Raw genomic sequence first — 23,990 nt, forward strand, 5'->3', positions numbered from 1 at the left:
GAAGCGGAGTCATGAGCATTCGGTTCACTACGAAGGCCCGCAGGGGGATGGTCGCACTGACTGTTGCGGCTGGACTGGCCGTCGGCGTGGCCGGCTGCGGCGGTGGGGGCGACGACGACAAGAAGCCGGAGGCGTCGGCGTCGGCTTCCAAGGACACCGGGTCCAATCCGAGTGCGCAGGAGGGGACGGACGAGCCCCTCGCCGAGCTCAAGGGCGAGGACGGGCTGATCCTCGAAATCACCTCTGCCCAGAGGGACTCGGGCGGGTTCGTCACCGTGAGCGGTGAGATGAAGAACGACGGTGCCGAGGCAGCACGTGTCTCCGTGCGGACATCGGGCGACGAGACCGAGATCATCAGGCACGGGACGTCGCTGGGTGGAGCAACCCTCGTGGACTCCGCGAGCAAGAAGCGCTACTACGTGCTGCGTGATACCGACGGGCGCCCGCTGACCACGACGGGTATGCCGCGGATCAAGGCCGGCGATTCCATCCCCGTCTTCATGCAGTTCCCCGCACCGCCCGCCGACACGGGCGAGGTCACCTTCCAGCTGCCCACCTTCGCAGCCGCCACCATCACGATCTCCGGGTGAGGCCCCGATGACCCTCACCCCACCCCGCCTCGCCCTGACCCTCACCGCCGCGTCGGTCATGCTCGCCACGAACCTCTTCGTCGCGACGACGGCCGAGGCCGACGAGACGCCGAGCGTTCCCCCCGGGACCGAGGCCACCGCCGCGGCCCCCGTGAAGGTGGACGCCAACGACCCCGACCTGAAGCTCCCCGAGGGCGCGACCCTGGCCGAACCCAAGGTCCTGGACATCAAGCAGGTCGTGGAGGACCAGTCCGGCGAGGAACGCCGGGAGGACACCAACGCCGACGTCAAGTTCGCCCTCCAGGCGGAGGTCCTGTTCGGCAAGGACAGCGCGAAGCTCAGCGGCGAGTCGAAGGCTCGTATCGCGGCGATCGCGGACGAGATCAAGAAGCAGAACGCGACGAAGATCCGCGTCTTCGGCTTCACGGACAACCTGGGCACCTCCGCCCACGGCGATGTGCTGTCGAAGCAGCGGGCCAACGCCGTACAGGACGTCCTGGAATCAGAGCTGAACGACGCGAACATCACGTACGAGGTGCGTGGATACGGCGAGCAGTACCCGATCTCCGACAACTCGACGGAGGCCGGCAGGAAGAAGAACCGACGGGTCGAGGTCTCTTTCCCGCGTACGGACAGCTGAACGGCGAGGCGCCGGGGAGGAGAGCTCCCCGGCGCCGGAAGAACGGCCGATCGTCGTTCGGTCAGCCGAACATGCCGGGCTGGTAGTCACCGGCGGGCTGCTGGATGATGACGTTGAAGCGGTTGTACATGTTGATGAGGGCGATGGTGGCGATCAGCGCGGCCAACTGCTCCTCGTCGTAGTACTTCTGGGCGTTCGCCCAGACCTCGTCGCTGACACCGCCGGCCCCGTCGGCGATACGGGTGCCCTCCTCGGCCAGCTCCAGCGCGGCGCGCTCGGCGTCGGTGAACACCTTGGCCTCACGCCAGGCGGCGACGAGGTGGAGACGCTCGTGGGTCTCGCCGGCGGCGACCGCGTCCTTGGTGTGCATGTCGGTGCAGAACCCGCAGCCGTTGATCTGGCTGGCGCGGAGCTTGACGAGCTCCGCCGTCGAGTGCGGCAGAGTCGAGTCCGCGACCGCCTTGCCCGCCGAGTTGACGTACCGGATGACCTTGCCGGCGAGCGGGTTACCGAAGAGGTTGAGGCGGGCTTCCATGGTGAGCTCCTGTGGCGTTGGTGTCGATGCCTACACCCCCTAGACGGAACGACCCCACCGAGATGTGACACCCCCTGAATGTGACGCGCGTCTCCTGGGGCGTCGGGGTGCTCCCTCAGGTTTGATCTGCCGGGGGAGAGGGGGGTCCCCACGTGGATGATCAAGTGTCGGAGGGGGCGGCGACGGTGTTCGACGCGCTGGGAACTGGTTACGAGCAGGCCGTCGAGGGCCTGGCCGGGCAGCGGGCAGCGGGCGGCGCTGCGGTGCTGACGGCGCGGCTGCCGCGGGGCGCAAGGGGCGCAGGTCCCGGGGCCCGGTTCGAGCTGGCCGACGCACGCACGTACGAGGCACCGCCGTACGCCTTCGACGCGGTGTGCGCGTTCTTCCTGCTCCTCATCACGTCCCAGGTGACTACAGCGACGTGGAGCTGACATGGATGGGCCACCGGGCGACGGTCAGCAGCCTGGCGGCGAACGAGTACAAGCACCGCCTACGAGCCCAGGGCCTGGAGATCCTCTTCACGGAAACCCTCTTCCGCTACGCCCACCGCCCGAAGCACGCCCCAGGTGAGCGCGGCCACGGCTGAACCCGGGACCGGCGCCGTCAGTCACCCCTCGGGGGACACGGTCACCCGTACTCCCGGCCGCAGCCCCCACCCCGCCATGGCTCCGGCCTCCGCCTCCAGCACATGCCTCGAACGCAGCCGGGGCGCCCCCAGCCGGCCGGGCCTCATGGTGCGTACGGCGGTGACGACGAGGTGGCGGTCGAGGTAGGCGACATCGATGGGCATGCGCATACGAAAGGTGTGCACCCCGCTGGCAGGCGACAGCAGGATCGCCCCGTCCACGGAATCCCGCCCCAACAACCCTTTGGTACGGGCGCGATAGGACGCGGCGATCTCCAACGGAACGGAAACACCGGCCGGTTCCCCGTGGACGACCAACGTCCCCCGCCCATCCCGCAACCGCCCCATGCCCGAACCACCCCCATCGCTCACCACGCACACCCGGCTAGCCACTCCCGCAAACGGTACGTACCGGCAGGCGCCCGGTGGCGGCCTTTGCGAGTTCATAACTGGAACCACCCGCTCACCACGCGTTATCCAACCGTTACGGCTCAAGTAGGGTCACGCAAGGCCGATTTGGCCCCATATACCCCGCCCCTTGACAACCGTAACCCTGGTGTCGCCGCTGCCCCCTGGATAGCGTTGCTTCGCTCAAGAGAAGCCTCGCCTCACCGGGAGCCGACCGTGAACCGCCGCCCCACGCTGCTCGCAGCGCTAGCCCTGACCGCCACCGCGGCCCTGACGCTGTCCGCGTGCGGAAGCGACGACAGCTCCAAGGACAAGGACAACGACAAGATCGCGGGAGCCGACACCGGCAAGACATCACAGTCCCCCAGCCCGAGCGCTTCGGCCTCCGAGGGCCGCCCGAAGATCACTTTCCCTTCCGACGCCAAGAACGTCTTCGAGTACGAGAAGACCGGCAATGCCGCGAAGGATGCCGCTCTCGCCGACAGCACGCTGAGCACCAACTCCGTCGACGAAGCGATTTTCGAGAAGAGTACAGGTACGAAGGCGCTCGGCTTCTACAACGCTGACAAGGCTTTGAGCGCGTACATCACATACGTGCAGAAGTACATCGGCGATGACGAGACGTGGGTCGGTGAGACCCGGTACTTCAACTACAAGGTGACCCTCTCAGGGGGCAGCAAGGCCTACGTCACCTACTGCTCGGATGAAAGCAAGTCCTACATCAAGGACAGGAAGACCGGAAAGGTCGACAGGTCACCGGCGACGGCAAATGCATACGTGCTGTACAACACCAGCCTCACCAAGAACGCCGACGGTGTCTGGCAGACCACTGACATTGTGTCGAACAGGGGGAACAAGGCGTGCCAGCCCTAAGGCATTTGGCGAGGACTGCCACGGTTCTCGCACTCACGTGCGCAACCACATTCGTTTCGCACACGGCCTTTGCCGAGCGCGATGGTAACGGCAATGCGAACGAGGCGGACAAGCCCAGCGGTGCGAATCTCGATGGCGACACCCTTTCCGTGACTGCCGGCGGCGTTGTCTTCGACCGTTCGAAGAACGGCAGCGGCGGCTCGACGGGCGCGCTGAAGGCGACCACCTCCTGGACGCCCCCTGCCTGCTGGTACGCCCCGAAGTACACCCCGGAGCAGCTCCAGAAGTACATGGAGCCGATCTGGGAGGCGGGATCGACAGGCGCCGAATGGGATGCCGAGCAGCGGAAGAAGTACAACGCCAACGACGAAGAGAAGGCGTTCAACAAGGACAAGACGGGCAAGGGCTATTGGTGGGACTCGTACGTCGACAAGAGCTACCCACCGGGCTGGGACGCCTGTGACGACGGCCCCTTCTGGGTCGACACCGGCGACGCCCCGCCCGCCGACATGGAGAACGCCGTCACCCCGGAGATCCTCGCCGAACTCGCCTACAACGAGATCCGCGTCCCCGGCACCAAGGTGACCCTGGCCCCCGCGAACGCGACCAAGGTCAACCTCCCGACCTGGTCCTGGCTCGACGGCGCCGAGTTCAAGCCGGTCTCCGTCACCGCCTCCGTCCCCATCATCGGCATCGACGCGACCGCGACCGCCGAACCGGTCTCACTCAAGATCGAACCCGGCACCTCGGACGCCGTGACCTACCCGGCCTCCGGCGTCTGCGAGATCAACAACGGCCGCATCGGCGAGCCTTACGCCAAGGGCAAGGCCGACGAAACACCACCCTGCGGAGTGAAGTACCTGCGCTCCTCCGGCGACGACACCTACCCCCTCAGGGCAACGGTCACCTGGAAGATCGAGTGGACCAGCACCAACGGCCCCGGCGGCGACCTGCCCGACGGCAGCTTCGGTGCCACACAGGACGTCGTCGTACAGGAGATCCAGGCCGTCAACCGCTGAGCAGCGGGGACGGTCCGATGTGAGGTGCCTGCCCTCATGGAAGCGCAGGCACCTCGGCTCTGGTTCACAAGTGGAACGACTAGAGTCACCCCCCTGCGAGATCGGTTGAGGCGGGGAGAGGGCACGGGTGTGGCTGATCGGCTGGCTGTTGATGACACGGAGCTTGCGCACTTCATGAAGTCGCTTAAGAAGTCGAGCGACTCGTTGAAAGGACTGCGTAAGGCGCTGAGCGACGCGACGGTCAGCGGTCTCGGCACGGACGATCTGGACTCAGCGTGCGAGAGCTTCCAGGAGGACTGGAAGTACGGCACTGAGCAGATCGGTGAGCAGACCGAGGACCTCGCAAAGATTATTGGCCAGTGCAAAGAAGGCTTCAACGAGGTCGACAAGGCGCTGGAGGCAGCTCTGCGAGAGGCGAAGGAAGGCAAGGGCAAGGGGGGAGGTTCGAAGTGACCTACACCCCCGGCCTCGAGCAGTCGGGCGGGTTCCTCGACCCGCAGGCTCGTGCGGACCTCGGCAAGCCTCAGGGTCTCAAGTCGCGCCCGGGCGTCTCGAACCCCAACTACCCACACTTGGGCTTCAATCCCACACCGGGCAGTACGGATACCGTCCGTGAGCTCTACAAGAAGCTTGCGAACTGCGCCAAGGTCCTGGAGCAGTCTCATGAGCTGGTGACCAAGCTGATGGAGGGCAGCTATTGGGAGGGCGATGCCGCTGTCGCGTTCCGGGAACAGCTCGACGGCGGCCCCTTGCCACTCAACCTCAAGAACGCCGCGCACTCCATTCGTAAAGCGGCTCGGCAACTGAACCGTTGGGAAGGCGAACTCGAAGACTTCCAGCGTCGCGCCAAGAAGCTGGACGACGAGGCGAAGGATGCGCAGGCCTCCTTGGACGCGGCGAAAGGTCGTGCGACCAAGGCGGAGAACGACCCGGACTTGGACAAGAAGGGGTCCCGCCAAGACGACGCGAAGACGGCACTGACCAACGCCAACGGTGACGTGGACGCGGCCCAGGCCGAACTCGAGAAGATCATCGGCAAGGCGAAGAAGCTGGCCGAGGAGCATGAGGAGAAGGCCAGGTACCGGGCAGGAAAGATTGTCGACGCGACAGAGAAGCTGGCACCGCACGAGCCGGGATTCTTCGACAAGGCGCTGGACTGGATCACCGACAACCTGCCGGACATTCTCAGCTGGACGGCGGCCGTTGTCGGCATCGTGGCACTCTTCGTAGCCACGGGCGGCGCGGCCGCGGCTGTCTTGCTGCTTGCTGCGGCCGCCCTCAGCGCAGGAGCCATCGCGTCCAAGCTGATGATGAAACCGGAGATCTGGGCATCGCTCAAAGACGGCTTCACCAAGGGTGAGCTCGACGCCGATTTCTGGAGCAACATGGTGGGCTTGACGGCCGACGTGCTGGGCACATTGCCAGGGATCGGCGCTGTGGCAAAGGGGCTGCCGGTTGCTCTTCGCGGTGTTGGGGCGGGAGGCGAAGCGCTCACGCTCGGCCAGCGGCTGGCCGCCGGAGGCGGAAAGACGATGGAGGCCGCCAAGGAGCTGACAAATCTGAGGAACCCGTTCACGGAATGGGCGATTCTCAAGGCCCCTCGACTGGCCCCCACCATCCGAGTCGCCGAAGCCAGTGCCCCTTGGGCCGGGTTGGCCACGGCAACGTACGGGTTGTCCGCCAGCCTCGTCGACTCCTTGGAGAACGACACTGCCGGAAAGGTCGCGACCTCCGTCGACGGTACGTTCCTTGGACCGGTCGATGTCGGCGAGTCCGTGGACTTGGTCCGCCGTATCTTCCAGTAGCAGGATCAGCGTCGTCCTCGCTCAGCCTCCCGTCGGATAGGAAAGCAGCCCCCATGCGCCCCTCGGACCACCCCACCGCCTGGGACCATCAACCCACCCGCTCCGCATGGGCGAAGCACATGACCATGAACGTTCTCGGGCAGCTCGGATGGACCGTCGCCTACCCGGGCTTGTTCTATGTCATGGTGGTGTACACATCACAGGCATTCGTCTTTGTGTTCCTTCCTTTCATCCTGTACTCCTTCTACCGGTTCGTCATCCAGCTCACTTATTTCCCGTGGGCTTACCGAATGCGCCGCGTTCTTCGGGAGTATCCATGGCAGCTGCTCGAAGCGGTACCCAGCGGGCTTGGTAAACATCCGGATGCCCAGGAAGACGGAATGTGGTTCGAACTCCGTAACCCGGCCGACTTCGATCAGAAGATCCCCCTGGTATTCATCAAACACCATCGCTCTCACTGGTGGCTGAAGCGCCTGGAAGGTCCTCGCACCAAGCCGCATCGGCGGGCGCAGATCGAACCCCTCTGGTTCGCGGGTGACCCCCGATTTCTCGCCGTCGTTGCTGCGCCTGGTCGAGGCGGCACGGAGCCCAAGCGGCTTCACCTGCTCTATCAACGCTCTGTCTTCGACAGCCGCAGCGTTCCTGAGAACTGGGCAGCGAACACTAGCGATGTCGATCGGGCCCGACGTGCCGGAGCCGTGCACCTCGACGGCACATCCCAGACTCACGCATAACGAAGGGCACGCGGCCCCCAGACCATGACGACGCAAGAACCCAACCTGGTCATCGATCCAAGCGCTACAGAACCTGGAGACGGCATCTGGTTCGCGCTGCCCGCAGGTTTCACGGCGCTTTCTCTTGCTGCTCTTGTCGCGTCCCCGGAAACCGCCGCGTCCGAGCGGTTTCACAAGGCGATGGAACCAGTCCTCGACACAGCGCCCGACGACGAATCCCGCCAGCAGTTCGTCACCACTTTGGCCGCAGCTGAGCAAATGTTCCGGAAGTTGACCGATGAAGGCACGGTTCACTGTTCTGTAGGCGTGCACAACGACGACACGGAAAACAGTGTCGGCGGTGCGCTGCTCTCCATGTTCACCATCACCTGGGTGGACACGTCCTGGGCGCCACGAGCAGTCACTGCCGCGAGGGCCATCACCGAGGCCGAAGGCCACGCTCACATCGAATACGCCGAACTGGCCTGCGGTCCGGCCTCGTTCAGCGAAACGCTCCGCACTCCGACCGTCGAGTCCGGCCTTCCACGGAATCCGCTCCTCCAGATCCATGCCCACCTTCCGCACCCGGACGGCACCAGCCTGGCGCTTCTCACCCTGAGCACGGCTTCTGTCGCCCGGCGCGAGGAATACCGGACGATTCTGCGCACGATGGCGGAGACGGTCAGTTTCGAGGACCCCTTCGCCTCTGGAACGGGCGAACAGAAGGCAGGACGAGACGGACAGCGTCGATGACTGGCTTTCTCCCAGCTTCGTAAGCCGTTGCAGGTCAGTCGCCGTCAAAGGTGCCCGGGGGCACCGATGTCGCTCGCGATCCTGTAAAGAAGTTGCCTGCGCTTGCGTCCCTCGGTAGGAAGACCCCCATGACCGGACTCGGCGCTGTGTTCCGTCCCCAACTGCCCCCCGAGCGACTGCGTGACATCGTTCGTCTCGCTGATGAATCGGGTCTCGAAGAGCTCTGGCTCTGGGAGGACTGCTTTCGTGAGGGAGGTATCTCCACGGCCGCCGCGGCTCTTGCCTGGAGCGAGCGGGTGCGGGTCGGTGTCGGGCTTCTTCCGGTGCCGTTGCGGAATGTCGCCATCACCGCGATGGAGGTTGCCTCGTTGCACCGGATGTTTCCGGGGCGGGCGGTCGTCGGGGTCGGGCATGGTGTGCAGGACTGGATGGGGCAGGTCGGGGCGCGGGTCGAGTCGCCGGTGACTTTGCTGCGGGAGTACCTCGGTGCGCTGCGGGCGCTGTTGCGGGGGGAGAGGGTGAGCGTCGAGGGGCGATACGTCCGTCTCGATGACGTGGCGCTCGACTGGCCGCCGGCCGAGGCGGTGCCCGTGTTCGCGGGGGCCACCGGGCCCCGTTCGCTGCGGCTGGCGGGGGAGGCCGCCGATGGGACCGTCCTCACCGCGGGCACCCCGGCCGACGGCGTACGACGGGCTCGGCGGCTCGTCGATGAGGGGCGGGAGTCGGCTGGGCGGGCCGATGCGCACCGGATCGTCGTCTACCTCCTCACCGCCACCGGCGTCGACGCCGCCGCCCGGCTCCAAACCGAGCTGGCCGACGAGGGGCTCGCCGACGTTCCCGACCTCGGTGTCGCCGGAGACGCGGGTGCCGTCGCCAAGGCCGTACAGAGGCTTGCGGAGGCCGGGGCCGACACGGTGATCCTGCAACCGACGGGGGACGAGCCCGACCCGGAGGGCTTCGTGCGGTTCGTCGCCGAGGAAGTCCGGCCGCTGGTGTCCTGACGGGACGGACGCGAGCGGGGGCGCCTTGCGGTGGTCCGCCCATGAAAATCAGCGGCGTTCCCCGGCCCCGCCCTGCGACGATCCCCTCATGCCGACCGACCACCCCCACCGCAGCTACGAAGCCCTCGTCGCCGAAGGCGCGTCCGTGCCCACCGAAGGCTGGGACTTCTCCTGGTTCGAGGGGCGGGCCAGCGAGGCGCGGCCCTCGTGGGGGTACGCCGTGGCCAAGGCCGAGCGGCTCTCCCGGGCCACCGCGGCGCTGGACATCCAGACCGGGGGAGGGGAGGTCCTGGACTTCGCCCTCAGCAAGGCGGCAAAGGCGAAGGCGAAGGCGGCAACAGCGGCGGAGGGCTCCTCCGTGCCCCGTCTCGTCGTCGCCACCGAAGGCTGGCCGCCCAACGTGGCCAAGGCCACCGCACTGCTCCGCCCCCACGGCGTCGCCGTCGTCGCCTCGCCCGAGGACGCCCCGCTGCCCTTCGCGGACGCGGCCTTCGACCTCGTCACCAGCCGGCACCCCGTCGCCCCCAACTGGCCGGAGATCGCGCGCGTGCTCCAGCCGGGCGGCACCTACTTCGCCCAGCACGTAGGCCCGCGCAGTGTCTTCGAGCTCGTCGAGCACTTCCTCGGCCCGCTCCCCGCCGAGCAGAGCGCGGTCCGCCACCCCGACCGTGAACGCGCCGGCGCCGAGGCCGCCGGGCTCGAGATCGTCGACCTGCGTGCGGAGCGGCTGCGCATCGAGTTCCACGACATCGGAGCCGTCGTCCACTTCCTGCGCAAGGTCGTGTGGATGGTGCCGGGCTTCACCGTCGAGACGTATCAGCCCCAACTCCGCGCCCTGCACGAGCGGATCGAGTCCGAGGGCCCGTTCGTCGCCCACAGCACCCGCCACCTCATCGACGCCCGCAAACCAAAGTAGGCCTAAATCATCCAAAATAGGCTCGAATAGACCCAAATAGGACAAAAAAATCCCAAGCAAGCCCAAATGCGCCCAAGCGATCCATCACGCATGAGGCCCCACCGTCACCTCCCCCACCACCAACTCCGCCTCCGCCTCCAGCACTTCACCCACCCGCTCCACCCGTTCCCCCAACTCCCGCAGCTGCCGCGCGGTAAGCCGTCGCAGCGGCTCCACCGTGACCGTCGTACGACGCCCCCGGCGCCGCTGATGCCACACCCCCGCCACCACACCGTCGACGAGCAGCAGCGGAAAGTTGCCGGCCTGGCCGCCCGCCAGCGCCCGCTGGTACGCGGCACCGGGGAACAGCAGCTCACGCGGCTGGGCGGCGATGCCGTACGAGTCGAAGTACGGCAGCAGCCGCACCCCCCGCACCCCCCGCACCCCCCGCACCCGATCGCGACCCCCGGCCCCGGCCCCGGTCCCGCCCCCGCCCCCGGGGAACTCCGTGTCCCCCGCCACCACCCACGCCACCGTCCCCTCGAAGTCGACCTCCTCGATCTCCCCCGCCTGAGCCATCCGCCCGAACAGCGCGCTCGACCAACCGCCGGGCGCCGCCAGCCACTTGGCGAACCACGCCGGGGTCGCGGGCCCGTAGGCGCGCAGATAGCGGCGTACGAGAGTCCGCACGGCGTCGTCCGCCGGCAGCGGGTCGAAGTGCGGTGGGCGGGTGTATGTCACCTTGCGGCCCCGGTTGGGGCCGAAGCACAGCGCGCCGGCCCAGCCCGCCCGGTGCAGCACCTGCCGCCAGCGCGGCCACAGGGTCTGGAAGGCGGGCATCACCAGGTCACCGGCCCAGGCGCCGGTGCGCGCGACGACCTCCTCGCCGAGTTCGTCCACGGTCAGGCACACCCCGTCCAGGGCGTCCCCGATCGCCGCCACGATCTGCTCGGCCTGCTCCTCGCTGACCCGTACGTCGGGTGTGAAGACCGACCCGGTCGGGACGGCCGGCAACGCGGCGCACCAGAGGGGGAGTTCGGCCGTGGGAAGCAGATGGACGGTCCCGCGCGGGCCGTGTGTCTTCACCAGTGACCGGTCCTGCCACAGCGCCTCGCGCACATCCGCCCGCGTCGTCCCCTCGGTCCGCACCCCCACCGACAACTCGGCCGCGGACAGCACCTGCGCATGCGCCCCGAGCATCGTGGCGACCACGTCGGCGGCCGGGACGCCCGGCTTCGCGGAAGTGGCCAAGAACTGCCGTTCGAGTCGGCGCGCGCTCGCCTCGGTCCATGTGATCCTCACCGTCATGTGTCGACGCTAGGACGGAACGAGGTCAGCCGGTGTCCTCTTCAGGGCCCCGGTAGGGATGTGCGATCGCCAGTAGGCATCACCATTGCGCAAATCGGGCAATCATCGCATCAGTGCCCCATCCCCCCTTCGCATCCATGGGATTCACGAGGTTTCCACATCGTTATCACCGTCAGCTCGCTTCTTACCTTGATCTCACGTAAGTTCAGACCAAGGTAATTCGCGCGAGCAAAGCTGCGCGGGGTGGCGCCGCGCAGCGGAGGGGGCTGCGCGGTGCCCTGCCTTCACGGCTCACCGGCGTCAATCGGGGGCTTGTGGCCGGGTCACCCACGTGGGGGATGCGAGAACAACTCGCCGAGTACTCCGCAAGCCGCCCCAAATCCTCCGGATCTCCGCGGAACCCACCCGATTGCCCTGGGAATCCGCCGTGATTCGGCCACGAATCCTCCATGAACGCGGCCTTTCCCGGCCATCGGGCCGTCGCCACACGACTCCGGAGAGTAGTTGTGGCACGCCGATGCACGCAGCATCACTTACGAAGGGTTATGGTGGAAACCCCCCCTCGGGCCGGTCCGTCTCCCCCCCCACGGACCGGCCCGTTTTTTTGTGCGCCGAGGTGCCCCTGGACCGCCTCGGCGGGACCGCCCGCTCGACCCGTGCTCAAGTCCCCCTCCACCGCAGCGGTAGGCTTCCGCCCGCGGGGACCGCCGTACGGAGGGGCTGACAAGAACGTGAACCTGCGCGACAAGCTGCGCGGCCTGCTGGTCAGGCTCTACGCACGCCGGGTGGAAGGCCACCTGGACCACGCTCAGGTGCCGGGGCACATCGGCGTCATCATGGACGGCAACCGCCGCTGGGCGAAGGCCGCCGGCTCCAGCACCGTCCACGGCCACCGTGCGGGCGCCGAGAAGATCGAGGAGTTCCTCGGCTGGTGCTCCGAGACCGACGTCAAGGTCGTCACCCTCTGGCTGCTGTCGACGGACAACTTCGACCGGCCCCAGGACGAACTCGGCCCGCTGCTCGGCATCATCGAGGACGTCGTACGCACCCTCGCCGCGGACGGCCGCTGGCGGGTGCACCACGTCGGCACCCCCGACCTGCTGCCCTCCCCGATGCAGATGGCGCTCAAGGAGGCGGCGGAGTCGACCGCGCACGTCGACGGGATACTCGTCAACCTCGCCATCGGCTACGGCGGTCGCCAGGAGATCGTCGACGCCATGCGGTCGATGATGCTCGACGCCGCCGACAAGGGCACCTCGCTGGAGGACCTCGCCGAGTCCGTCACCATCGACGCGATCGGCCGACACCTCTACACCGGCGACCAGCCTCACCCCGACCTCGTGATCCGCACCAGCGGCGAGCAGCGGCTGTCCGGATTCATGCTGTGGCAGACGGCCCACTCCGAGTACTACTTCTGTGACGTCTTCTGGCCGGCCTTCCGCAAGGTCGACTTCCTGCGCGCCCTGCGTGACTACGCGGCGCGCCACCGCCGTTACGGCGGCTGATCGGCGCGGCGCCGACCACCCCCTCTGGGGCGGAAGTAACAAGGAGTTCACCAGCGCGCCGTCATATGCGCTGGCATGGCACCGCATGTTCGAGGGCATAAGCCAAGCAGGTCGACACCCGAACCACGGGTGTCGGATCTCAGCGGACGGCGCCGGAGCCGTTCGCCCGGGAGGCCCTTTGCACCAGCTCTACCGTGCGGTCACAGCACGGAAGAAGCAGTGGAGGGCCGGTTTTCGGCCCGCGCATCGCGGCCGTCGACCGGTCCAGCTCCACTCCGTCGCTCCCCGACCTCATCCGAGGGGGTACGTCCTTCCGTGGTGACCAGCACAAAGCGCCGTATGCCAGACCGGCGCACCTATGTTCTCGACACCAGCGTTCTGCTGGCCGACCCGAACGCCCTGAACCGCTTCGACGAGCACGAGGTCGTGCTCCCCATCGTCGTGGTGACGGAACTGGAGGCCAAGCGGCACCATCCCGAGCTCGGTTACTTCGCCCGGCAGGCACTGCGGCTGCTCGACGAGTTCCGGGTGCGGTTCGGCCGACTCGACGCCCCCATCCCGATCGGGGATCTCGGCGGAACCGTCCGTGTCGAGCTCAATCACTCGGACCCCAGCGTGCTGCCCAGCGGCTACCGCCTGGGGGACAACGACTCCCGCATCCTCGCGGTCGCCCGCAATCTGCAGGCCGAGGGATTCGACGTCACCGTCGTCTCGAAGGACCTCCCGCTCAGGATCAAGGCCTCCTCGGTCGGTCTCCTCGCCGAGGAGTACCGCGCCGAGCTCGCCATCACGGGCTCCTCCGGCTGGACCGGAATGTCCGAACTGACCCTTCCGGGCGAACAGGTGGACATCCTCTTCGAGGAGGGCCACGTCTACGTCCCCGACGCCGCGGACCTGCCCGTGCACACGGGTCTGACGATCCAGTCCGAGCGCGGCAAGGCGCTGGGGCGGGTCAGCCCGGAGGGCAACATCCGCCTGGTGCGCGGTGACCGGGAGGCGTTCGGCATCAAGGGGCGCAGCGCGGAGCAGCGCATCGCGCTGGACATCCTGCTCGACCCGGACATCGGGATCGTGTCGATGGGCGGCCGCGCCGGCACCGGCAAGTCGGCGCTCGCGCTGTGCGCGGGTCTGGAGGCGGTCCTGGAGCGCCGCCAGCACCAGAAGGTCATGGTCTTCCGTCCGCTGTACGCGGTCGGCGGCCAGGAGCTGGGTTATCTGCCGGGCTCCGAGTCCGAGAAGATGAGCCCCTGGGCGCAGGCGGTCTTCGACACCCTGTCCGCGGTCGCCAGCCGCGAGGTCATCGAAGAGGTCACCGCGCGCGGGATGCTCGAGGTCCTGCCCCTCACCCACATCCGCGGACGCTCGCTGCACGACGCGTTCGTGATCGTGGACGAGGCGCAGTCGCTGGAACGGAATGTGCTTCTCACCGTTCTGTCCCGCATTGGTGCCAATTCGCGGGTGGTTCTCACCCATGACGTGGCCCAGCGGGACAATCTGAGGGTGGGGCGCTACGACGGTGTCGTCGCCGTCGTGGAGAAGCTGAAGGGACATCCGCTCTTCGCCCACGTCACGCTGACGCGGTCCGAGAGGTCCCAGATCGCCGCCCTTGTGACCGAAATGCTGGAGGACGGGCAGATCTGACCCTGTCGTCCAACTTCACCAGGGTTACGCAGTAGTTGGCGCCGTTCGGAAAGGCAGTGAGCCTAGCCGGGCGGCGCCTCCGCGTGTGCGGGTTTCCTGAAATCCCCTGGGGCAAACGAGGTGTGAGCTTTCACACGCAACTCAGAATTGCCACTCGACGTCCGGTTACGGCAGAGTCTCACTCCTGTCAGGCCCCGCATACGACACACCTGTACCCCCAGCGGTACGGCACCACAGCAACACCAGCTTCAACTCCATAGTCGACGTCGTATGCCGCCCGAGCACCATGCGGCGCCTCCCTCACGGGAGTTGCCCACCGGGCCCGAACCTCCCGTGACCCAGCAGTTGGGAGGTCAGCGTCAGGGGCAAGATTGCGTCCGCCAGGGTCACCGAAGCGGGCGATGCTGGAAGGAAACCGTGTGAGTCCGATTTCGGTCCGGGGATTCGCAGTGGCCTCTGCCACCGCGGTCACCGCTGTCGGAAGCGTCGTCGGCGTTGCCTCGGGCAGCACCGCGCAGACGAACGACGCCGAGGCGGCAGTAGCCGATTCGACGCTCCTCGCGGACATACCCGCGGGCCAGCAGGCCCAGGTGCAGACCGCGTCCTTGACGCAGCAGGCCAATGTCCAGGCCATCGCCGCCGACGCGAGTGCCAAGAAGGACGCCGAGGAATCGGCTCGCAAGGCTGCTGCCAAGTCGGCTGTCGAGAAGAAGGAAGCCGCCGAGAAGGCGGCGCAGGAAGCCAAGGAGCGCGCCGAGGCCAAGGCCGCCGCCTCCCGTGACGCCTCCAGCTTCCCGGTCCAGAGCTCGTACACCACCGCGCAGATCCAGGCGATGGCGCGCCAGATGGTGCCGAGCGGTCAGTGGACCTGCTTCAGCAACATCGTGGACCACGAGTCCAGCTGGAACTACACGGCGGTCAACGCCTCCTCCGGCGCCTACGGTCTCTTCCAGGCTCTGCCCGGCTCCAAGATGTCCTCCGTCGGTGACGACTGGCGGACCAACCCGGCCACCCAGATCAAGTGGGGCCTCAACTACATGGACAGCCGCTACGGCAGCCCGTGCGAGGCCTGGTCCTTCTGGCAGGCCAACCACTGGTACTAGAGCCGCCCGGCCCCGGCCGCCGCTCAACCCCGCGCAGCCCCTCACCGTCCTACGGTGAGGGGCTTTCGCCCTGTTGTACGGTCTGACGGACGACTCACAGGCTCCAGGGGGGAGTGGTGGGGAACGACGGGGGAAAGGGACGGAAACGGATCATGTCGCGAGTGCCTGAGTGGCTCGGTCGGCTCGGCCACGGACTGACCGAGATGGGCGACCGGCTGGACGAGCGCCGAGCGGAGGCGGAGCGCGAGGACCAGGAGGCGGCCTCGCCTCCCGAGGAGCCCCCGCCGCCCACCGACGAAGCACCCCCCGCCGCGGCTCCCCGCCCCGACCCCGCGCAGGCGGTCCCCTGGGGCATGCGCGTCGCCGCCGAGGCCGGCTGGCGACTGCTGGTCCTGGCGGGCACGGTCTGGGTCCTCATGCGGATCATCAGCGCCGTACAACTCGTCGTCCTCGCCTTCGTGGCCGCCCTGCTGATCACCGCGCTGCTCCAGCCGACGGTGTCGTGGCTGCGGCGCTACGGCGTGCCGCGCGGCCTCGCGACCGCGCTCACCGCGATTCTCGGCTTCGTCGTGATGGGCCTGATCGGGTGGTTCGTGACCTGGCAGGTCATGGAGAACATCGACAACGTCTCCGACCAGGTCCAGGACGGCATCGACGAGTTGCGGAACTGGCTGCTCAACAGCCCGTTCCATGTCACGGACAAGCAGATCAACGACATCGCCGAGAACCTGCGGGAGGCGGTCGGCGCGAACACGGACCAGATCACGTCGGCGGGCCTGGAAGGTGTGACGGTCGTCGTCGAGGCGCTGACGGGCATCCTGCTCGCGGCCTTCTCGACGCTCTTCCTGCTCTACGACGGCAAGCGCATCTGGGAGTGGACGCTGAAGCTGGTGCCGGCGGCGGCGCGGCCGGGCGTCGCGGGTGCGGGTCCGCGCGCGTGGCGCACGCTGACGGCCTATGTGCGCGGCACGGTGATAGTGGCTCTGATCGACGCCATCTTCATCGGCCTGGGCATCTACTTCCTGGGTGTCCCGATGGCCGTTCCGCTGGCGGTCTTCATCTTCCTGTTCGCGTTCATCCCGCTGGTCGGCGCGGTCGTCTCGGGCGCGCTGGCGGTGGTCGTCGCGCTGGTGACCCAGGGTGTGTTCACGGCGGTCATGTCCCTGGCGGTCGTGCTGGCCGTGCAGCAGATCGAGGGCCACATCCTCCAGCCGTTCATCCTGGGCCGCGCGGTCCGGGTCCACCCGCTGGCCGTGGTCCTGTCGGTCGCCGCGGGCGGCATGGTCGCGGGGATCGGCGGTGCGGTGGTCGCGGTGCCGTTGGTCGCGGTGACCAACACCGTGGTCGGCTATCTGCGGTCGTACTCCCTGGAACAGGCCCTGAAGCAGTCGCCTCGGCCGAGGGGCGCCACAGCGGTGGGCGTCGCCCCCGTGACCCCTCCGGCGGACGACCCCGGCCCCACGGAGGGCCCCACCCACCAGGGGTGAGCGGGGGACGGAGCCCGCCCTGTCCGGCGCCGTCTCCGCACCGGAGGAGACTCGAGACGTCCCGCGGTTCGGAGACAGTCGTCTGGGAATCGTTCAAATGAGCCCCGAACAAAGCGAATTGAACGCCTCCGCGCTTCAATTTCCGACAGCTGGGAGCAGCTCGGAATAACCCGGCCGAAATATGCCTCGCGGCTGATACACATACCCCCCTGAGTGCTACGCGCCAGGCGTATGTGCGAAATGCCAGGGGGAGTGATGTCGGGCCTTCACGACCCCCTCGACCTCGACCAGGTCGGTCATGACCTGCTGGCGCACGCCCTGACGCTGTGCGGGCGCGAGGAGTTCACCGGGGAACTGAGAGTGGCCGGAGCTCCCGGCGGCACCCTCCATCTGCGCAACGGGCTCGTCGTGGGCGCGGAGAGTCCCGGCGCCCCCGGCCCCGAGGCACTGCTGCTGCGCTCGGGCCGGGTCAGCGGGGAGGAATGGGCCGCGCTGGTACGGGAGTCGGGCGGCGCGCGCTGGCCGGCCGCTGGACTGATCGCGCGTGGTCATGCCGGGGCCGCCCAGCTCAAGGTCGTGTGTGTGATGGCGCTGCACGACGCGGTCTTCGCCGTCCTCGCCGGCCGGGTGCACGGCTGTGAACGTGTCGCCGAGACCGAGCCGTTCGCCACGGTCGCCGTCGGCGAGATGTCGAACCGGCTGCTCCGGGAGGCCACCCGGAGGCTCACCGCCCTGGCCGCGCTGTCCCACCCCGTGCACCCCGAGCGGGAGCGACCGCGTCCGGTCCCGGGCGGGGACGCCGGCCCGCTCACCGTGCTCCAGCGCGAGCTGTTCAGCCACGCCGACGGCCGCAGCACCGCCCGCGACCTGGCCTTCCGCACCGGGCGCGGTGTCTACACCGTCACCGTCGAGATGGCCCGGATGCTCGGTGAGGGGCTCCTGGAGTGCGCGGCGGCACCCACCCCGATTCCGGTCCGCCCGATCCCCGACGGCCAGGGCGTGCGCCAGCGCGACCCGTCGCCGCCCGCCGCCCCGCCGCTCGTCCCCGGCACCCTGCCCCGCCGTAAACCCGGCGGATTCTTCCGGACGCGAAACGGAGCCCCCAAATGAGCCCCCGAATTGACCCCCGGCCAAGCCCCCGAATGAAAAAGCCGATCAGATCCGAACAGAAATTGGGGAGTTGAATACATGGATCACGAAGCACTGGCACTGGAAATGCGTGGACTGCGGGAACAGGTGACCGGCATCACCGACACCGCGGTCGCCGCCGCCGACGGGCTGCTCATCGCGGCGGACACCGCCGACTCCATCGACCCGGAGGGCCTCGCCGCCCTCGCCGCGGCCGGCCTCGGTCTCGCCCGCCGTACCGCCCAGGCGACCGCCCGGGGCACCCTGCGCCAGACCGTGACCTACGGCAGTCACGGCTGCGCCGCGTTCTACGCGGTCGGTGACACCGCCCTGATGGTCGTCCTCGGTGACGAGGGCATGGACGTGGACCGACTGCACCGGGCGACCCAGCCCGCTCTCGACCGTATCGGCTCGATCCTCACGCACAAGGCAGCGGAAGGAGTCTGAAGGGATGGCGACGAAGCGTATGACCCCCGGTTTCTCCGACCAGGTGATGGGCCTGGTCAAGTCACTGCGTACCGATGCCCCCGACTGTGTCGCCTCGGGCGTCGTCGACATGTCCACCGGCATGCTGCTGTCCTACGAGACGGTCGAGAACCATCCGCCGGAGGTCCTCGACCTGCTGGCGGGTGCCACGCTCGACCTCTTCCAGGGCCGCACGGTCGTGATGATCGAGGACGTCTTCAAGGAACGCCGTGGCATCAGCAGCGACAACCACTTCTTCCAGGAGATCCTGGTCAACAGCGAGAACCTCACCCACCTGTTCGTGCGGCTGATGGAGCAGCAGGACGTGGTGGCCGTGGTCGTCTGCCGCAAGTCGGTCAACGTGGGCATGCTGTTCGCCCAAGTACGGCGGGTGGTCAAGGAGTACAGCCTCTGAGCACACGGAAAGGGCCCCTCCGTCACCCGGAGGGGCCCCACCGTCGTACCGGCTACTCCGTCCGCAGCCCGTCCGGCCGCATCAGCCTGAGCAGCGGCGGCAGGCTGAGCACCGTCACCACCAGGACGACCGCGGCGCCGGCGCCCGTCATCGACAGCACGCTCGTCCAGTCCACCGACACCGGGGTGTCCGTCATCTTCAGCAGGACCGTGCCCAGTGTCAGGCCGACCGTCGACGCCAGCACCAGACCGAGGCCGACCGGGATCGCCGTCTGCCACAGCACCGACAGACTCAGCGTGGAGCGCTTGGTGCCGAAGGCGATCAGGGCGGACAGCAGCTTCTTGCGTTCGCGCAGCTGCTCCAGCTGGGAGACGAGCAGGCTCGCGCCGATCAGCATCAGGACGCAGGTGGCGCCGACGAACAGGCCACCGCGGATGGAGGCGTAGTTCTCGTCGCGCAGGGAGGACGTGAACTGGATGGGCTCCTGGTACGGATCGATGGCCGCCGTCGTGTTGCGGATGTACTCGATGGCGTCCGGCACCGCGTTGTCGAGCCCCAGATACAGCTCGGGGGTGAGCAGCGGGGCGGCTCCCGAGGGCAGCGCCGACGGGGTGAGCAGCACGCCCGCGCGCCCGACGCGGTCCGAGATCTCGGTGCCCTGGACGACCTTGAAGTCCTTCGGGACGGTCCAGGCGACCGGCTTCGTCTTCTCGCTGTCGTCGGAGTCGTCGAACCAGAGCTCGTTGCCGCTCTTGATCATTTTTCCGGTGTCCTGGGCGTAGTCGCCGTCCTTCATGACGAAGACGTCGCCGTCACGGCAGGAGGGGAGCTTCGCGACCTCGCGCAGGGACGCGCAGGTGCCGACGGACACGGGGGCGAAGTTCTGGGGGTCGACGCGGCTGTTTCCGAGGTAGCCGTCGGAAAGGTCGTAGACATGCTCGACGCCCCGGGTCGCCGCGAACTTCTCCTCGGCCTCGGCGATCGGACTTCCCGCGGCCAGCTGTACGGCTATCTGCGCACCGCTGACAGGCTCCTCCTTGCGCTCCGTGTACTGGCTGTCGACGCCGGCGAACAGCATCTGCAGGGCGATCGCGCCGGCCACCGCCACCGCGATGCCGTTGACCATGCGGGCCGCCGTGCCGCTGCTCACCTGGAGCCTGCGGACCGCCAGTTGCCAGGCCACCGGGCCCGCTCCGAGCCGGGAGACGACCGCCTCGACGACCCAGGGCAGCAGCGCGGTCACCCCGACCAGCAGCAGCATGACGCCGCCGACGGTGAGGTACTGGTTGAAGTTCCCGCGGTCGTTCCCCTGGCCGATCATCGGGTAGAGCATCGCGAGCCCGCCGAGCGGCAGCAGCAGCCGCCACCACAGCCGGCGCCGCGAGGGCTTCGCCGTGCGCACCACGCCCAGCGGCTCGATGACGACCCCGCGCAGCGCCAGCTGGGTGACCAGCACGGCGGCCGCGGGCACCGCGACGGCGACCAGCAGGGCCAGCAGGGGCGAGGGGTTGAGATAGCTCGGGAAGAAGCTGTAGTCGAAGACCTCTACGGAGCCCGCGATCTGACGCCCGATCATGAAGAAGCCGGCGCCCAGGACCAGGCCCACCATGGCCCCGGCCATCGCCTCGCCCGCCGCGACCCGCCGGGTCATCCGCGCGTCGGAGCCCACCAGCCTCAGGGCCGCGAGCCGCCGGTCGCGCCGCTCGCCGCCGAACCGCACGGCCGCCGCGATGAAGACGGCGACGGGCGTCAGCAGCACCGCGAAGACGACGAGGATCAGCAGGAGCAGGATGGGATCCAGCGGTTCCTTGTCCTGTTCCGGGGCCCCGAACTGCTTGATGCGGTCCACCATGCCGCCGTTGATCTTGGGCGCGAGCCCCTCGGCACCGCGGTAGAAGGCGAGTTCGGCCGAGCCGATCAGTCCGCTCTCCCCGATGGTCCCGACGATCCGGTCCGGCAGCCGCTCCCGCAGCACCTTCCCGTCGTCGGACTCCAGGAGCTTCTTCAGCGCGGGGGAGACCACCATCTCGCCCGCCGCGGGGAAGGCGGAAACCCCCGGTGGCAGCGGCGCCTTGGGCCCCTCGGGCTCCAACTGCCGTCCCCGCACGCTCTTGTCGTGGTACGTCGTGGTGACGTATCCGACGATCAGGGTGTCGTCGGCCTTCTTGATCCGGGTCGCGCTGAACGACATGTCGGTCCGCGCGGCCTCCCGGCTGTCCCGTGCCGCCATCGCGTTCGGTATGGCGGTCGTCAACAGCAGCAGCGCCACTCCGAGCCCCACCCCGACGGCCGTCAGCGCGACCCGGATCCAGCCTTCGCGTCCCCCCGCGAACGCGAATCTGACCCCCATCCCCAGGTCCCGCGTCCACTGCCTCATACGACCCGCTCCATGTCCCGCGACTTGCCGTCCCGTACGACGATCTCGCGGTCGGAGTAGGCCGCCACCCGCGCCTCGTGCGTGACCAGCACGACGGCCGCGTTGGTCGACCGGGCCGCGTCCGTGAGCAGCTCCATCACGCGCTCGCCGTTGAGCGAGTCGAGCGCGCCGGTGGGCTCGTCGGCGAACAGCACGCGCGGGCTGGTGACCAACGCCCGTGCCACGGCGACCCGTTGCCCCTGACCACCGGAGACCTCACCGGGCCGCTTCTTCTTGAGGTCGTCGACCTCCAGCCGCTCCATCCACGTCAGGGCGGTCTTCTCGGCCTCCTTGCGGGAGGTGCCGTTCAGCCGCAGCGGCAGGGCGACGTTCTCCACACAGGTCAACTCGGGGACGAGCTGGCCGAACTGGAACACGAACCCGAACTCGGAGCGCCGCAGCTCGCTGCGCTGGGCGTCGTTCATCGTCGCCATCTCGCGCCCGCCGTACATGATCGAGCCCGAGTCGGGTGTCACGATCCCGGCGAGACAGTGCAGCAGCGTGGACTTGCCGGACCCGGAGGGGCCCATCACGGCGACGACCTCGCCGGGGTGGATGGAGAACTCGGCGCCGTCGAGCGCCATGGTCGGGCCGTACGCCTTGCGCAGGGCGTCGGCGACGAGGAGAGAACCTGCGGGAGTCACTGGGCCACCACCTGGGCGAGCTTGTCGAGACGCGCGGCGGTCAGCTCCAGCCAGCGCAGATCTGCTTCGAGATGGAACAGGGCGTGGTCGCAGATGAGCTGGTCCGCGAGGTCGCCCTTCCGCTTCCGGTCGGTGAGGATCCGCATCATCCGCAGATGCTCGGAGCGCTGGGTGTCGAGGATGTCGGCCGCGTCGCGGTGGGTCAGCAGCGCCAGGACGACCTTCGTGTACAGCGTCGACTGAAGGTACGGCTCGGGCTTCTCCGGCGTGGCCAGCCAGCGCTGTACGTCGGTGATGCCGGCCTCGGTGATCGCGTACCGCTTGCGCTCGGGGCCGCCGCCGGCCTCGATGCCGTCGACCTCGACGAGCCCGTTCTTCAGCAGACGGGACATCGTCGAGTAGACCTGGCCGTAGTGCAGGGGCCGGTCGTGACCGAACTTCTCGTCGAAGGCCCGCTTCAGGTCGTAGCCGTGGCGGGGCCCGGACTCCAGGAGTCCCAAAAGGGTGTGACCGATGGACATGGGGAGGACTGTACATGCGGTGTATACCCCGCATGTATACGTCGAGTGTGTAGAGGGCGCGCACAGGCGCCGAACCGCAGGTGAGGGCCGATTGTCACGGTTCTGCTACACGGACCTCAGGCCTCCGGATCCACCGGCGGCCGCCCCCGGCGCGGGATCGGCCGGGCCTCGCCCGGCAGCCGCCCCGCGTCCGCCAGGGCCTTGCGCAGCAGGAACTCGATCTGCGCGTTCGCCGACCGCAGCTCGTCCCCGGCCCACCGCGCCAGCGCCTCGTACACCGACGGGTCCAGCCGCAGCAGCACCTGCTTGCGCTGCTGCGGCCGCCGCTTCGGCGCGGACTCCTCCGTCACTGGTAGAGGGTTCCCGTGTTCAGGACGGGCTGCGCCGCCCGGTCCCCGCACAGCACCACCATCAGGTTCGACACCATCGCCGCCTTCCGCTCGTCGTCCAGCTCCACGATGTCCTGCTCGCTGATCCGGGCCAGCGCCGCCTCGACCATCCCGACCGCGCCGTCCACGATCTGCCGTCGCGCCGCGACGATCGCCCCGGCCTGCTGGCGCTGGAGCATCGCCGAGGCGATCTCGGGAGCGTAGGCGAGGTGGGTGAAGCGGGACTCGATGATCTCGACGCCGGCCGCCTCCACGCGCGCGTGCAGTTCGAGGGCGAGCTTCTCGGTGATCTCCTCGGCGTTGCCGCGCAGGGAGAGGCCGCCCTCGTCATGGGCGTCGTAGGGGTACTCGATGGCGATGTGCCGGACGGCCGCCTCGGTCTGCGTCGACACGAACTCGATGTAGTCGTCCACCTCGAAGGTGGCCTGCGCGGTGTCCTCGACGCGCCACACCACGACCGCGGCGAGCTCGATCGGGTTGCCGTAGGCGTCGTTGACCTTCAGGACGGCCGTCTCGTGGTTGCGCACCCGGGTGGAGATCTTGGTGCGCGAGGTCAGCGGGTTCACCCAGCGCAGTCCGTCCTGCCGGATCGTCCCCCGGTAGCGCCCGAAGAGCTGCACGACCCGCGCCTCGCCCGGCGCCACCATGTTCAGCCCGCACATGGCGAGGAAGGCGGCGAGAGCGACCAGGATCCCGCCGACGATGAGCGCTGCCTTGGCGCCGTCCGCCGAGACCGCCGTAGCGCCCGCAATCATTCCGGCGCCCGCGAACAGCCCCAGCAGCCCGAGGAGCAGGGCGAGGCCGCCGCCGATGCTGTGCGCGGCGAACTCCCGCACGCGCGGGGCGGGCATGTCGGGTACGTCGACGGTGGTGGCGTCGTGTGTGGTCATGGGTGGCCCCCCGTTCTTGGTACGCCATGGTGTGGCGTATCGCTGATCTATCTAAGTGATATCACTTTTTCCCGCGAGGGCAACCCTTTACACCCTTCGCACGTCGGTTCCATAGGAGCGGGTGCTGATTGTCACGTCCGCAAAAGACCGGATCGGGCGCCCTTTGTCACATCTCCCGGTGTTAGCTTTCTGAGCTGACCTGAGCGGCGAACCTGTGTGAC

General features: G+C 68.2%; 27 protein-coding genes. 19 read left to right on the forward strand and 8 right to left on the reverse strand.

Annotation, left to right across the window (positions count from 1 at the left end; genetic code table 11):
- Window positions 1–11 precede the first annotated feature (11 nt).
- Together ACFY0U_RS25775 and ACFY0U_RS25780 are read left to right on the forward strand one after the other, a co-directional pair.
- Entirely contained in the window at window positions 12–590 is a 579-nt protein-coding gene (locus ACFY0U_RS25775; protein ID WP_388639535.1) for a hypothetical protein, read from the forward strand.
- Window positions 591–597: 7 nt separating this feature from the next.
- The gene (locus tag ACFY0U_RS25780; protein ID WP_388639537.1) at window positions 598–1,230 is read left to right on the forward strand and encodes an OmpA family protein; all 633 of its coding nucleotides are present in this window, start codon (window positions 598–600) and stop codon (window positions 1,228–1,230) included.
- Window positions 1,231–1,291: 61 nt separating this feature from the next.
- Here the strand turns inward: ACFY0U_RS25780 and ACFY0U_RS25785 are convergent, their stop codons facing one another.
- Entirely contained in the window at window positions 1,292–1,765 is a 474-nt protein-coding gene (locus tag ACFY0U_RS25785) for a carboxymuconolactone decarboxylase family protein (protein ID WP_388639539.1), read from the reverse strand.
- A gap of 152 nt (window positions 1,766–1,917) precedes the next feature.
- Here ACFY0U_RS25785 and ACFY0U_RS25790 point away from each other — a divergent pair, with 152 nt between their 5' ends.
- A complete protein-coding gene (locus ACFY0U_RS25790) occupies window positions 1,918–2,196 on the forward strand; it encodes a hypothetical protein (RefSeq protein WP_388639541.1) in 279 nt (92 codons plus the stop codon).
- Window positions 2,187–2,351, forward strand: coding sequence for a hypothetical protein (locus ACFY0U_RS25795; protein WP_388639543.1), 165 nt, complete (start codon window positions 2,187–2,189; stop codon window positions 2,349–2,351). Before ACFY0U_RS25790 ends, ACFY0U_RS25795 begins: the two co-directional genes overlap by 10 nt.
- A gap of 21 nt (window positions 2,352–2,372) precedes the next feature.
- Here ACFY0U_RS25795 and ACFY0U_RS25800 read toward each other — a convergent pair whose 3' ends face one another.
- On the reverse strand, window positions 2,373–2,738 hold the full coding sequence (locus ACFY0U_RS25800) for a DUF192 domain-containing protein (RefSeq protein ID WP_388639646.1): 366 nt from the start codon (window positions 2,736–2,738) through the stop codon (window positions 2,373–2,375).
- A 276-nt stretch (window positions 2,739–3,014) separates the two neighbouring features.
- Between ACFY0U_RS25800 and ACFY0U_RS25805 the strand changes: the two genes are divergently transcribed.
- The 8 genes from ACFY0U_RS25805 to ACFY0U_RS25840 all read left to right on the forward strand — a co-directional run bounded on the left by ACFY0U_RS25805 (window position 3,015) and on the right by ACFY0U_RS25840 (window position 9,878).
- Window positions 3,015–3,671, forward strand: coding sequence for a hypothetical protein (locus ACFY0U_RS25805; protein ID WP_388639544.1), 657 nt, complete (start codon window positions 3,015–3,017; stop codon window positions 3,669–3,671).
- Complete coding sequence (locus tag ACFY0U_RS25810) at window positions 3,659–4,690, forward strand: hypothetical protein (RefSeq protein WP_388639546.1); 1,032 nt, start codon at window positions 3,659–3,661, stop codon at window positions 4,688–4,690. Before ACFY0U_RS25805 ends, ACFY0U_RS25810 begins: the two co-directional genes overlap by 13 nt.
- Before the next feature lie 129 nt (window positions 4,691–4,819).
- Entirely contained in the window at window positions 4,820–5,143 is a 324-nt protein-coding gene (locus tag ACFY0U_RS25815; protein ID WP_388639548.1) for a hypothetical protein, read from the forward strand.
- Window positions 5,140–6,495: a hypothetical protein gene (locus tag ACFY0U_RS25820; protein WP_388639549.1), complete on the forward strand. Its 1,356-nt coding sequence runs from the start codon at window positions 5,140–5,142 to the stop codon at window positions 6,493–6,495. Before ACFY0U_RS25815 ends, ACFY0U_RS25820 begins: the two co-directional genes overlap by 4 nt.
- A 119-nt stretch (window positions 6,496–6,614) precedes the next feature.
- Window positions 6,615–7,229 carry a hypothetical protein gene (locus ACFY0U_RS25825; protein ID WP_388639551.1) on the forward strand — a complete coding sequence of 205 codons (615 nt, stop codon included), beginning with the start codon at window positions 6,615–6,617 and terminating at the stop codon, window positions 7,227–7,229.
- Window positions 7,230–7,253: 24 nt separating this feature from the next.
- Window positions 7,254–7,961 (forward strand): hypothetical protein, encoded by a 708-nt coding sequence (locus ACFY0U_RS25830; protein ID WP_388639553.1) that lies wholly within the window; start codon window positions 7,254–7,256, stop codon window positions 7,959–7,961.
- A gap of 128 nt (window positions 7,962–8,089) precedes the next feature.
- The gene (locus ACFY0U_RS25835) at window positions 8,090–8,962 is read left to right on the forward strand and encodes an LLM class flavin-dependent oxidoreductase (protein WP_388639554.1); all 873 of its coding nucleotides are present in this window, start codon (window positions 8,090–8,092) and stop codon (window positions 8,960–8,962) included.
- An 88-nt stretch (window positions 8,963–9,050) separates the two neighbouring features.
- A complete protein-coding gene (locus ACFY0U_RS25840; RefSeq protein WP_388639556.1) occupies window positions 9,051–9,878 on the forward strand; it encodes a methyltransferase domain-containing protein in 828 nt (275 codons plus the stop codon).
- Between the two features lie 84 nt (window positions 9,879–9,962).
- Here ACFY0U_RS25840 and ACFY0U_RS25845 read toward each other — a convergent pair whose 3' ends face one another.
- Window positions 9,963–11,165, reverse strand: coding sequence for a winged helix DNA-binding domain-containing protein (locus tag ACFY0U_RS25845; RefSeq protein ID WP_388639558.1), 1,203 nt, complete (start codon window positions 11,163–11,165; stop codon window positions 9,963–9,965).
- Window positions 11,166–11,896: 731 nt separating this feature from the next.
- On the opposite strand from ACFY0U_RS25845, the gene ACFY0U_RS25850 reads away from it, so the two are divergent.
- The 7 genes from ACFY0U_RS25850 (at window position 11,897) to ACFY0U_RS25880 (ending at window position 18,909) form a co-directional block, all read left to right on the forward strand.
- Window positions 11,897–12,670, forward strand: a complete 774-nt coding sequence (locus tag ACFY0U_RS25850; protein WP_388639559.1) for an isoprenyl transferase — start codon at window positions 11,897–11,899, stop codon at window positions 12,668–12,670.
- A gap of 315 nt (window positions 12,671–12,985) precedes the next feature.
- Window positions 12,986–14,311, forward strand: coding sequence for a PhoH family protein (locus ACFY0U_RS25855; RefSeq protein WP_388639561.1), 1,326 nt, complete (start codon window positions 12,986–12,988; stop codon window positions 14,309–14,311).
- Between the two features lie 401 nt (window positions 14,312–14,712).
- Window positions 14,713–15,414 (forward strand): transglycosylase SLT domain-containing protein, encoded by a 702-nt coding sequence (locus ACFY0U_RS25860; protein ID WP_388639562.1) that lies wholly within the window; start codon window positions 14,713–14,715, stop codon window positions 15,412–15,414.
- Between the two features lie 152 nt (window positions 15,415–15,566).
- The gene (locus tag ACFY0U_RS25865) at window positions 15,567–16,901 is read left to right on the forward strand and encodes an AI-2E family transporter (protein WP_388639564.1); all 1,335 of its coding nucleotides are present in this window, start codon (window positions 15,567–15,569) and stop codon (window positions 16,899–16,901) included.
- A gap of 255 nt (window positions 16,902–17,156) precedes the next feature.
- Window positions 17,157–18,011 carry a MarR family transcriptional regulator gene (locus tag ACFY0U_RS25870; RefSeq protein WP_388639566.1) on the forward strand — a complete coding sequence of 285 codons (855 nt, stop codon included), beginning with the start codon at window positions 17,157–17,159 and terminating at the stop codon, window positions 18,009–18,011.
- Window positions 18,012–18,089: 78 nt separating this feature from the next.
- Window positions 18,090–18,476: a roadblock/LC7 domain-containing protein gene (locus ACFY0U_RS25875; RefSeq protein ID WP_046262351.1), complete on the forward strand. Its 387-nt coding sequence runs from the start codon at window positions 18,090–18,092 to the stop codon at window positions 18,474–18,476.
- Between the two features lie 4 nt (window positions 18,477–18,480).
- Window positions 18,481–18,909: a hypothetical protein gene (locus ACFY0U_RS25880; protein ID WP_388639568.1), complete on the forward strand. Its 429-nt coding sequence runs from the start codon at window positions 18,481–18,483 to the stop codon at window positions 18,907–18,909.
- Window positions 18,910–18,961: 52 nt separating this feature from the next.
- On the opposite strand, the gene ACFY0U_RS25885 is transcribed toward ACFY0U_RS25880, so the two are convergent.
- The 5 genes from ACFY0U_RS25885 to ACFY0U_RS25905 form a co-directional block, all read right to left on the reverse strand.
- Window positions 18,962–21,286, reverse strand: a complete 2,325-nt coding sequence (locus tag ACFY0U_RS25885; protein WP_388639570.1) for an ABC transporter permease — start codon at window positions 21,284–21,286, stop codon at window positions 18,962–18,964.
- Entirely contained in the window at window positions 21,283–21,909 is a 627-nt protein-coding gene (locus ACFY0U_RS25890; protein WP_388639648.1) for an ABC transporter ATP-binding protein, read from the reverse strand. The genes ACFY0U_RS25885 and ACFY0U_RS25890 overlap by 4 nt, the downstream gene beginning before the upstream one ends.
- Before the next feature lie 56 nt (window positions 21,910–21,965).
- Window positions 21,966–22,490, reverse strand: coding sequence for a PadR family transcriptional regulator (locus ACFY0U_RS25895; protein ID WP_289927171.1), 525 nt, complete (start codon window positions 22,488–22,490; stop codon window positions 21,966–21,968).
- Window positions 22,491–22,606: 116 nt separating this feature from the next.
- On the reverse strand, window positions 22,607–22,840 hold the full coding sequence (locus ACFY0U_RS25900; RefSeq protein ID WP_388639572.1) for a hypothetical protein: 234 nt from the start codon (window positions 22,838–22,840) through the stop codon (window positions 22,607–22,609).
- Window positions 22,837–23,769, reverse strand: coding sequence for an SPFH domain-containing protein (locus ACFY0U_RS25905; RefSeq protein WP_388639573.1), 933 nt, complete (start codon window positions 23,767–23,769; stop codon window positions 22,837–22,839). The genes ACFY0U_RS25900 and ACFY0U_RS25905 overlap by 4 nt, the downstream gene beginning before the upstream one ends.
- Between the last annotated feature and the right edge of the window lie 221 nt (window positions 23,770–23,990).

The sequence above is a fragment of the Streptomyces sp. NPDC001536 genome, assembly GCF_042894505.1.
Taxonomy (GTDB): Bacteria; Actinomycetota; Actinomycetes; order Streptomycetales; family Streptomycetaceae; genus Streptomyces.

Bases quoted from the DNA above. Each gene is read 5' to 3' on its own strand.
- ACFY0U_RS25845 (WP_388639558.1), bottom strand. From the start codon at position 11,165: ATGACGGTGAGGATCACATGGACCGAGGCGAGCGCGCGCCGACTCGAA.
- ACFY0U_RS25860 (WP_388639562.1), top strand. From the start codon at position 14,713: ATGCTGGAAGGAAACCGTGTGAGTCCGATTTCGGTCCGGGGATTCGCA.
- ACFY0U_RS25825 (WP_388639551.1), top strand. From the start codon at position 6,615: ATGACCATGAACGTTCTCGGGCAGCTCGGATGGACCGTCGCCTACCCG.
- ACFY0U_RS25895 (WP_289927171.1), bottom strand. From the start codon at position 22,490: ATGTCCATCGGTCACACCCTTTTGGGACTCCTGGAGTCCGGGCCCCGC.
- ACFY0U_RS25840 (WP_388639556.1), top strand. From the start codon at position 9,051: ATGCCGACCGACCACCCCCACCGCAGCTACGAAGCCCTCGTCGCCGAA.
- ACFY0U_RS25830 (WP_388639553.1), top strand. From the start codon at position 7,254: ATGACGACGCAAGAACCCAACCTGGTCATCGATCCAAGCGCTACAGAA.
- ACFY0U_RS25880 (WP_388639568.1), top strand. From the start codon at position 18,481: ATGGCGACGAAGCGTATGACCCCCGGTTTCTCCGACCAGGTGATGGGC.
- ACFY0U_RS25800 (WP_388639646.1), bottom strand. From the start codon at position 2,738: ATGGGGCGGTTGCGGGATGGGCGGGGGACGTTGGTCGTCCACGGGGAA.
- ACFY0U_RS25885 (WP_388639570.1), bottom strand. From the start codon at position 21,286: ATGAGGCAGTGGACGCGGGACCTGGGGATGGGGGTCAGATTCGCGTTC.
- ACFY0U_RS25905 (WP_388639573.1), bottom strand. From the start codon at position 23,769: ATGACCACACACGACGCCACCACCGTCGACGTACCCGACATGCCCGCC.
- ACFY0U_RS25865 (WP_388639564.1), top strand. From the start codon at position 15,567: ATGTCGCGAGTGCCTGAGTGGCTCGGTCGGCTCGGCCACGGACTGACC.
- ACFY0U_RS25785 (WP_388639539.1), bottom strand. From the start codon at position 1,765: ATGGAAGCCCGCCTCAACCTCTTCGGTAACCCGCTCGCCGGCAAGGTC.
- ACFY0U_RS25775 (WP_388639535.1), top strand. From the start codon at position 12: ATGAGCATTCGGTTCACTACGAAGGCCCGCAGGGGGATGGTCGCACTG.
- ACFY0U_RS25875 (WP_046262351.1), top strand. From the start codon at position 18,090: ATGGATCACGAAGCACTGGCACTGGAAATGCGTGGACTGCGGGAACAG.
- ACFY0U_RS25890 (WP_388639648.1), bottom strand. From the start codon at position 21,909: ATGGCGCTCGACGGCGCCGAGTTCTCCATCCACCCCGGCGAGGTCGTC.
- ACFY0U_RS25870 (WP_388639566.1), top strand. From the start codon at position 17,157: ATGTCGGGCCTTCACGACCCCCTCGACCTCGACCAGGTCGGTCATGAC.
- ACFY0U_RS25780 (WP_388639537.1), top strand. From the start codon at position 598: ATGACCCTCACCCCACCCCGCCTCGCCCTGACCCTCACCGCCGCGTCG.
- ACFY0U_RS25835 (WP_388639554.1), top strand. From the start codon at position 8,090: ATGACCGGACTCGGCGCTGTGTTCCGTCCCCAACTGCCCCCCGAGCGA.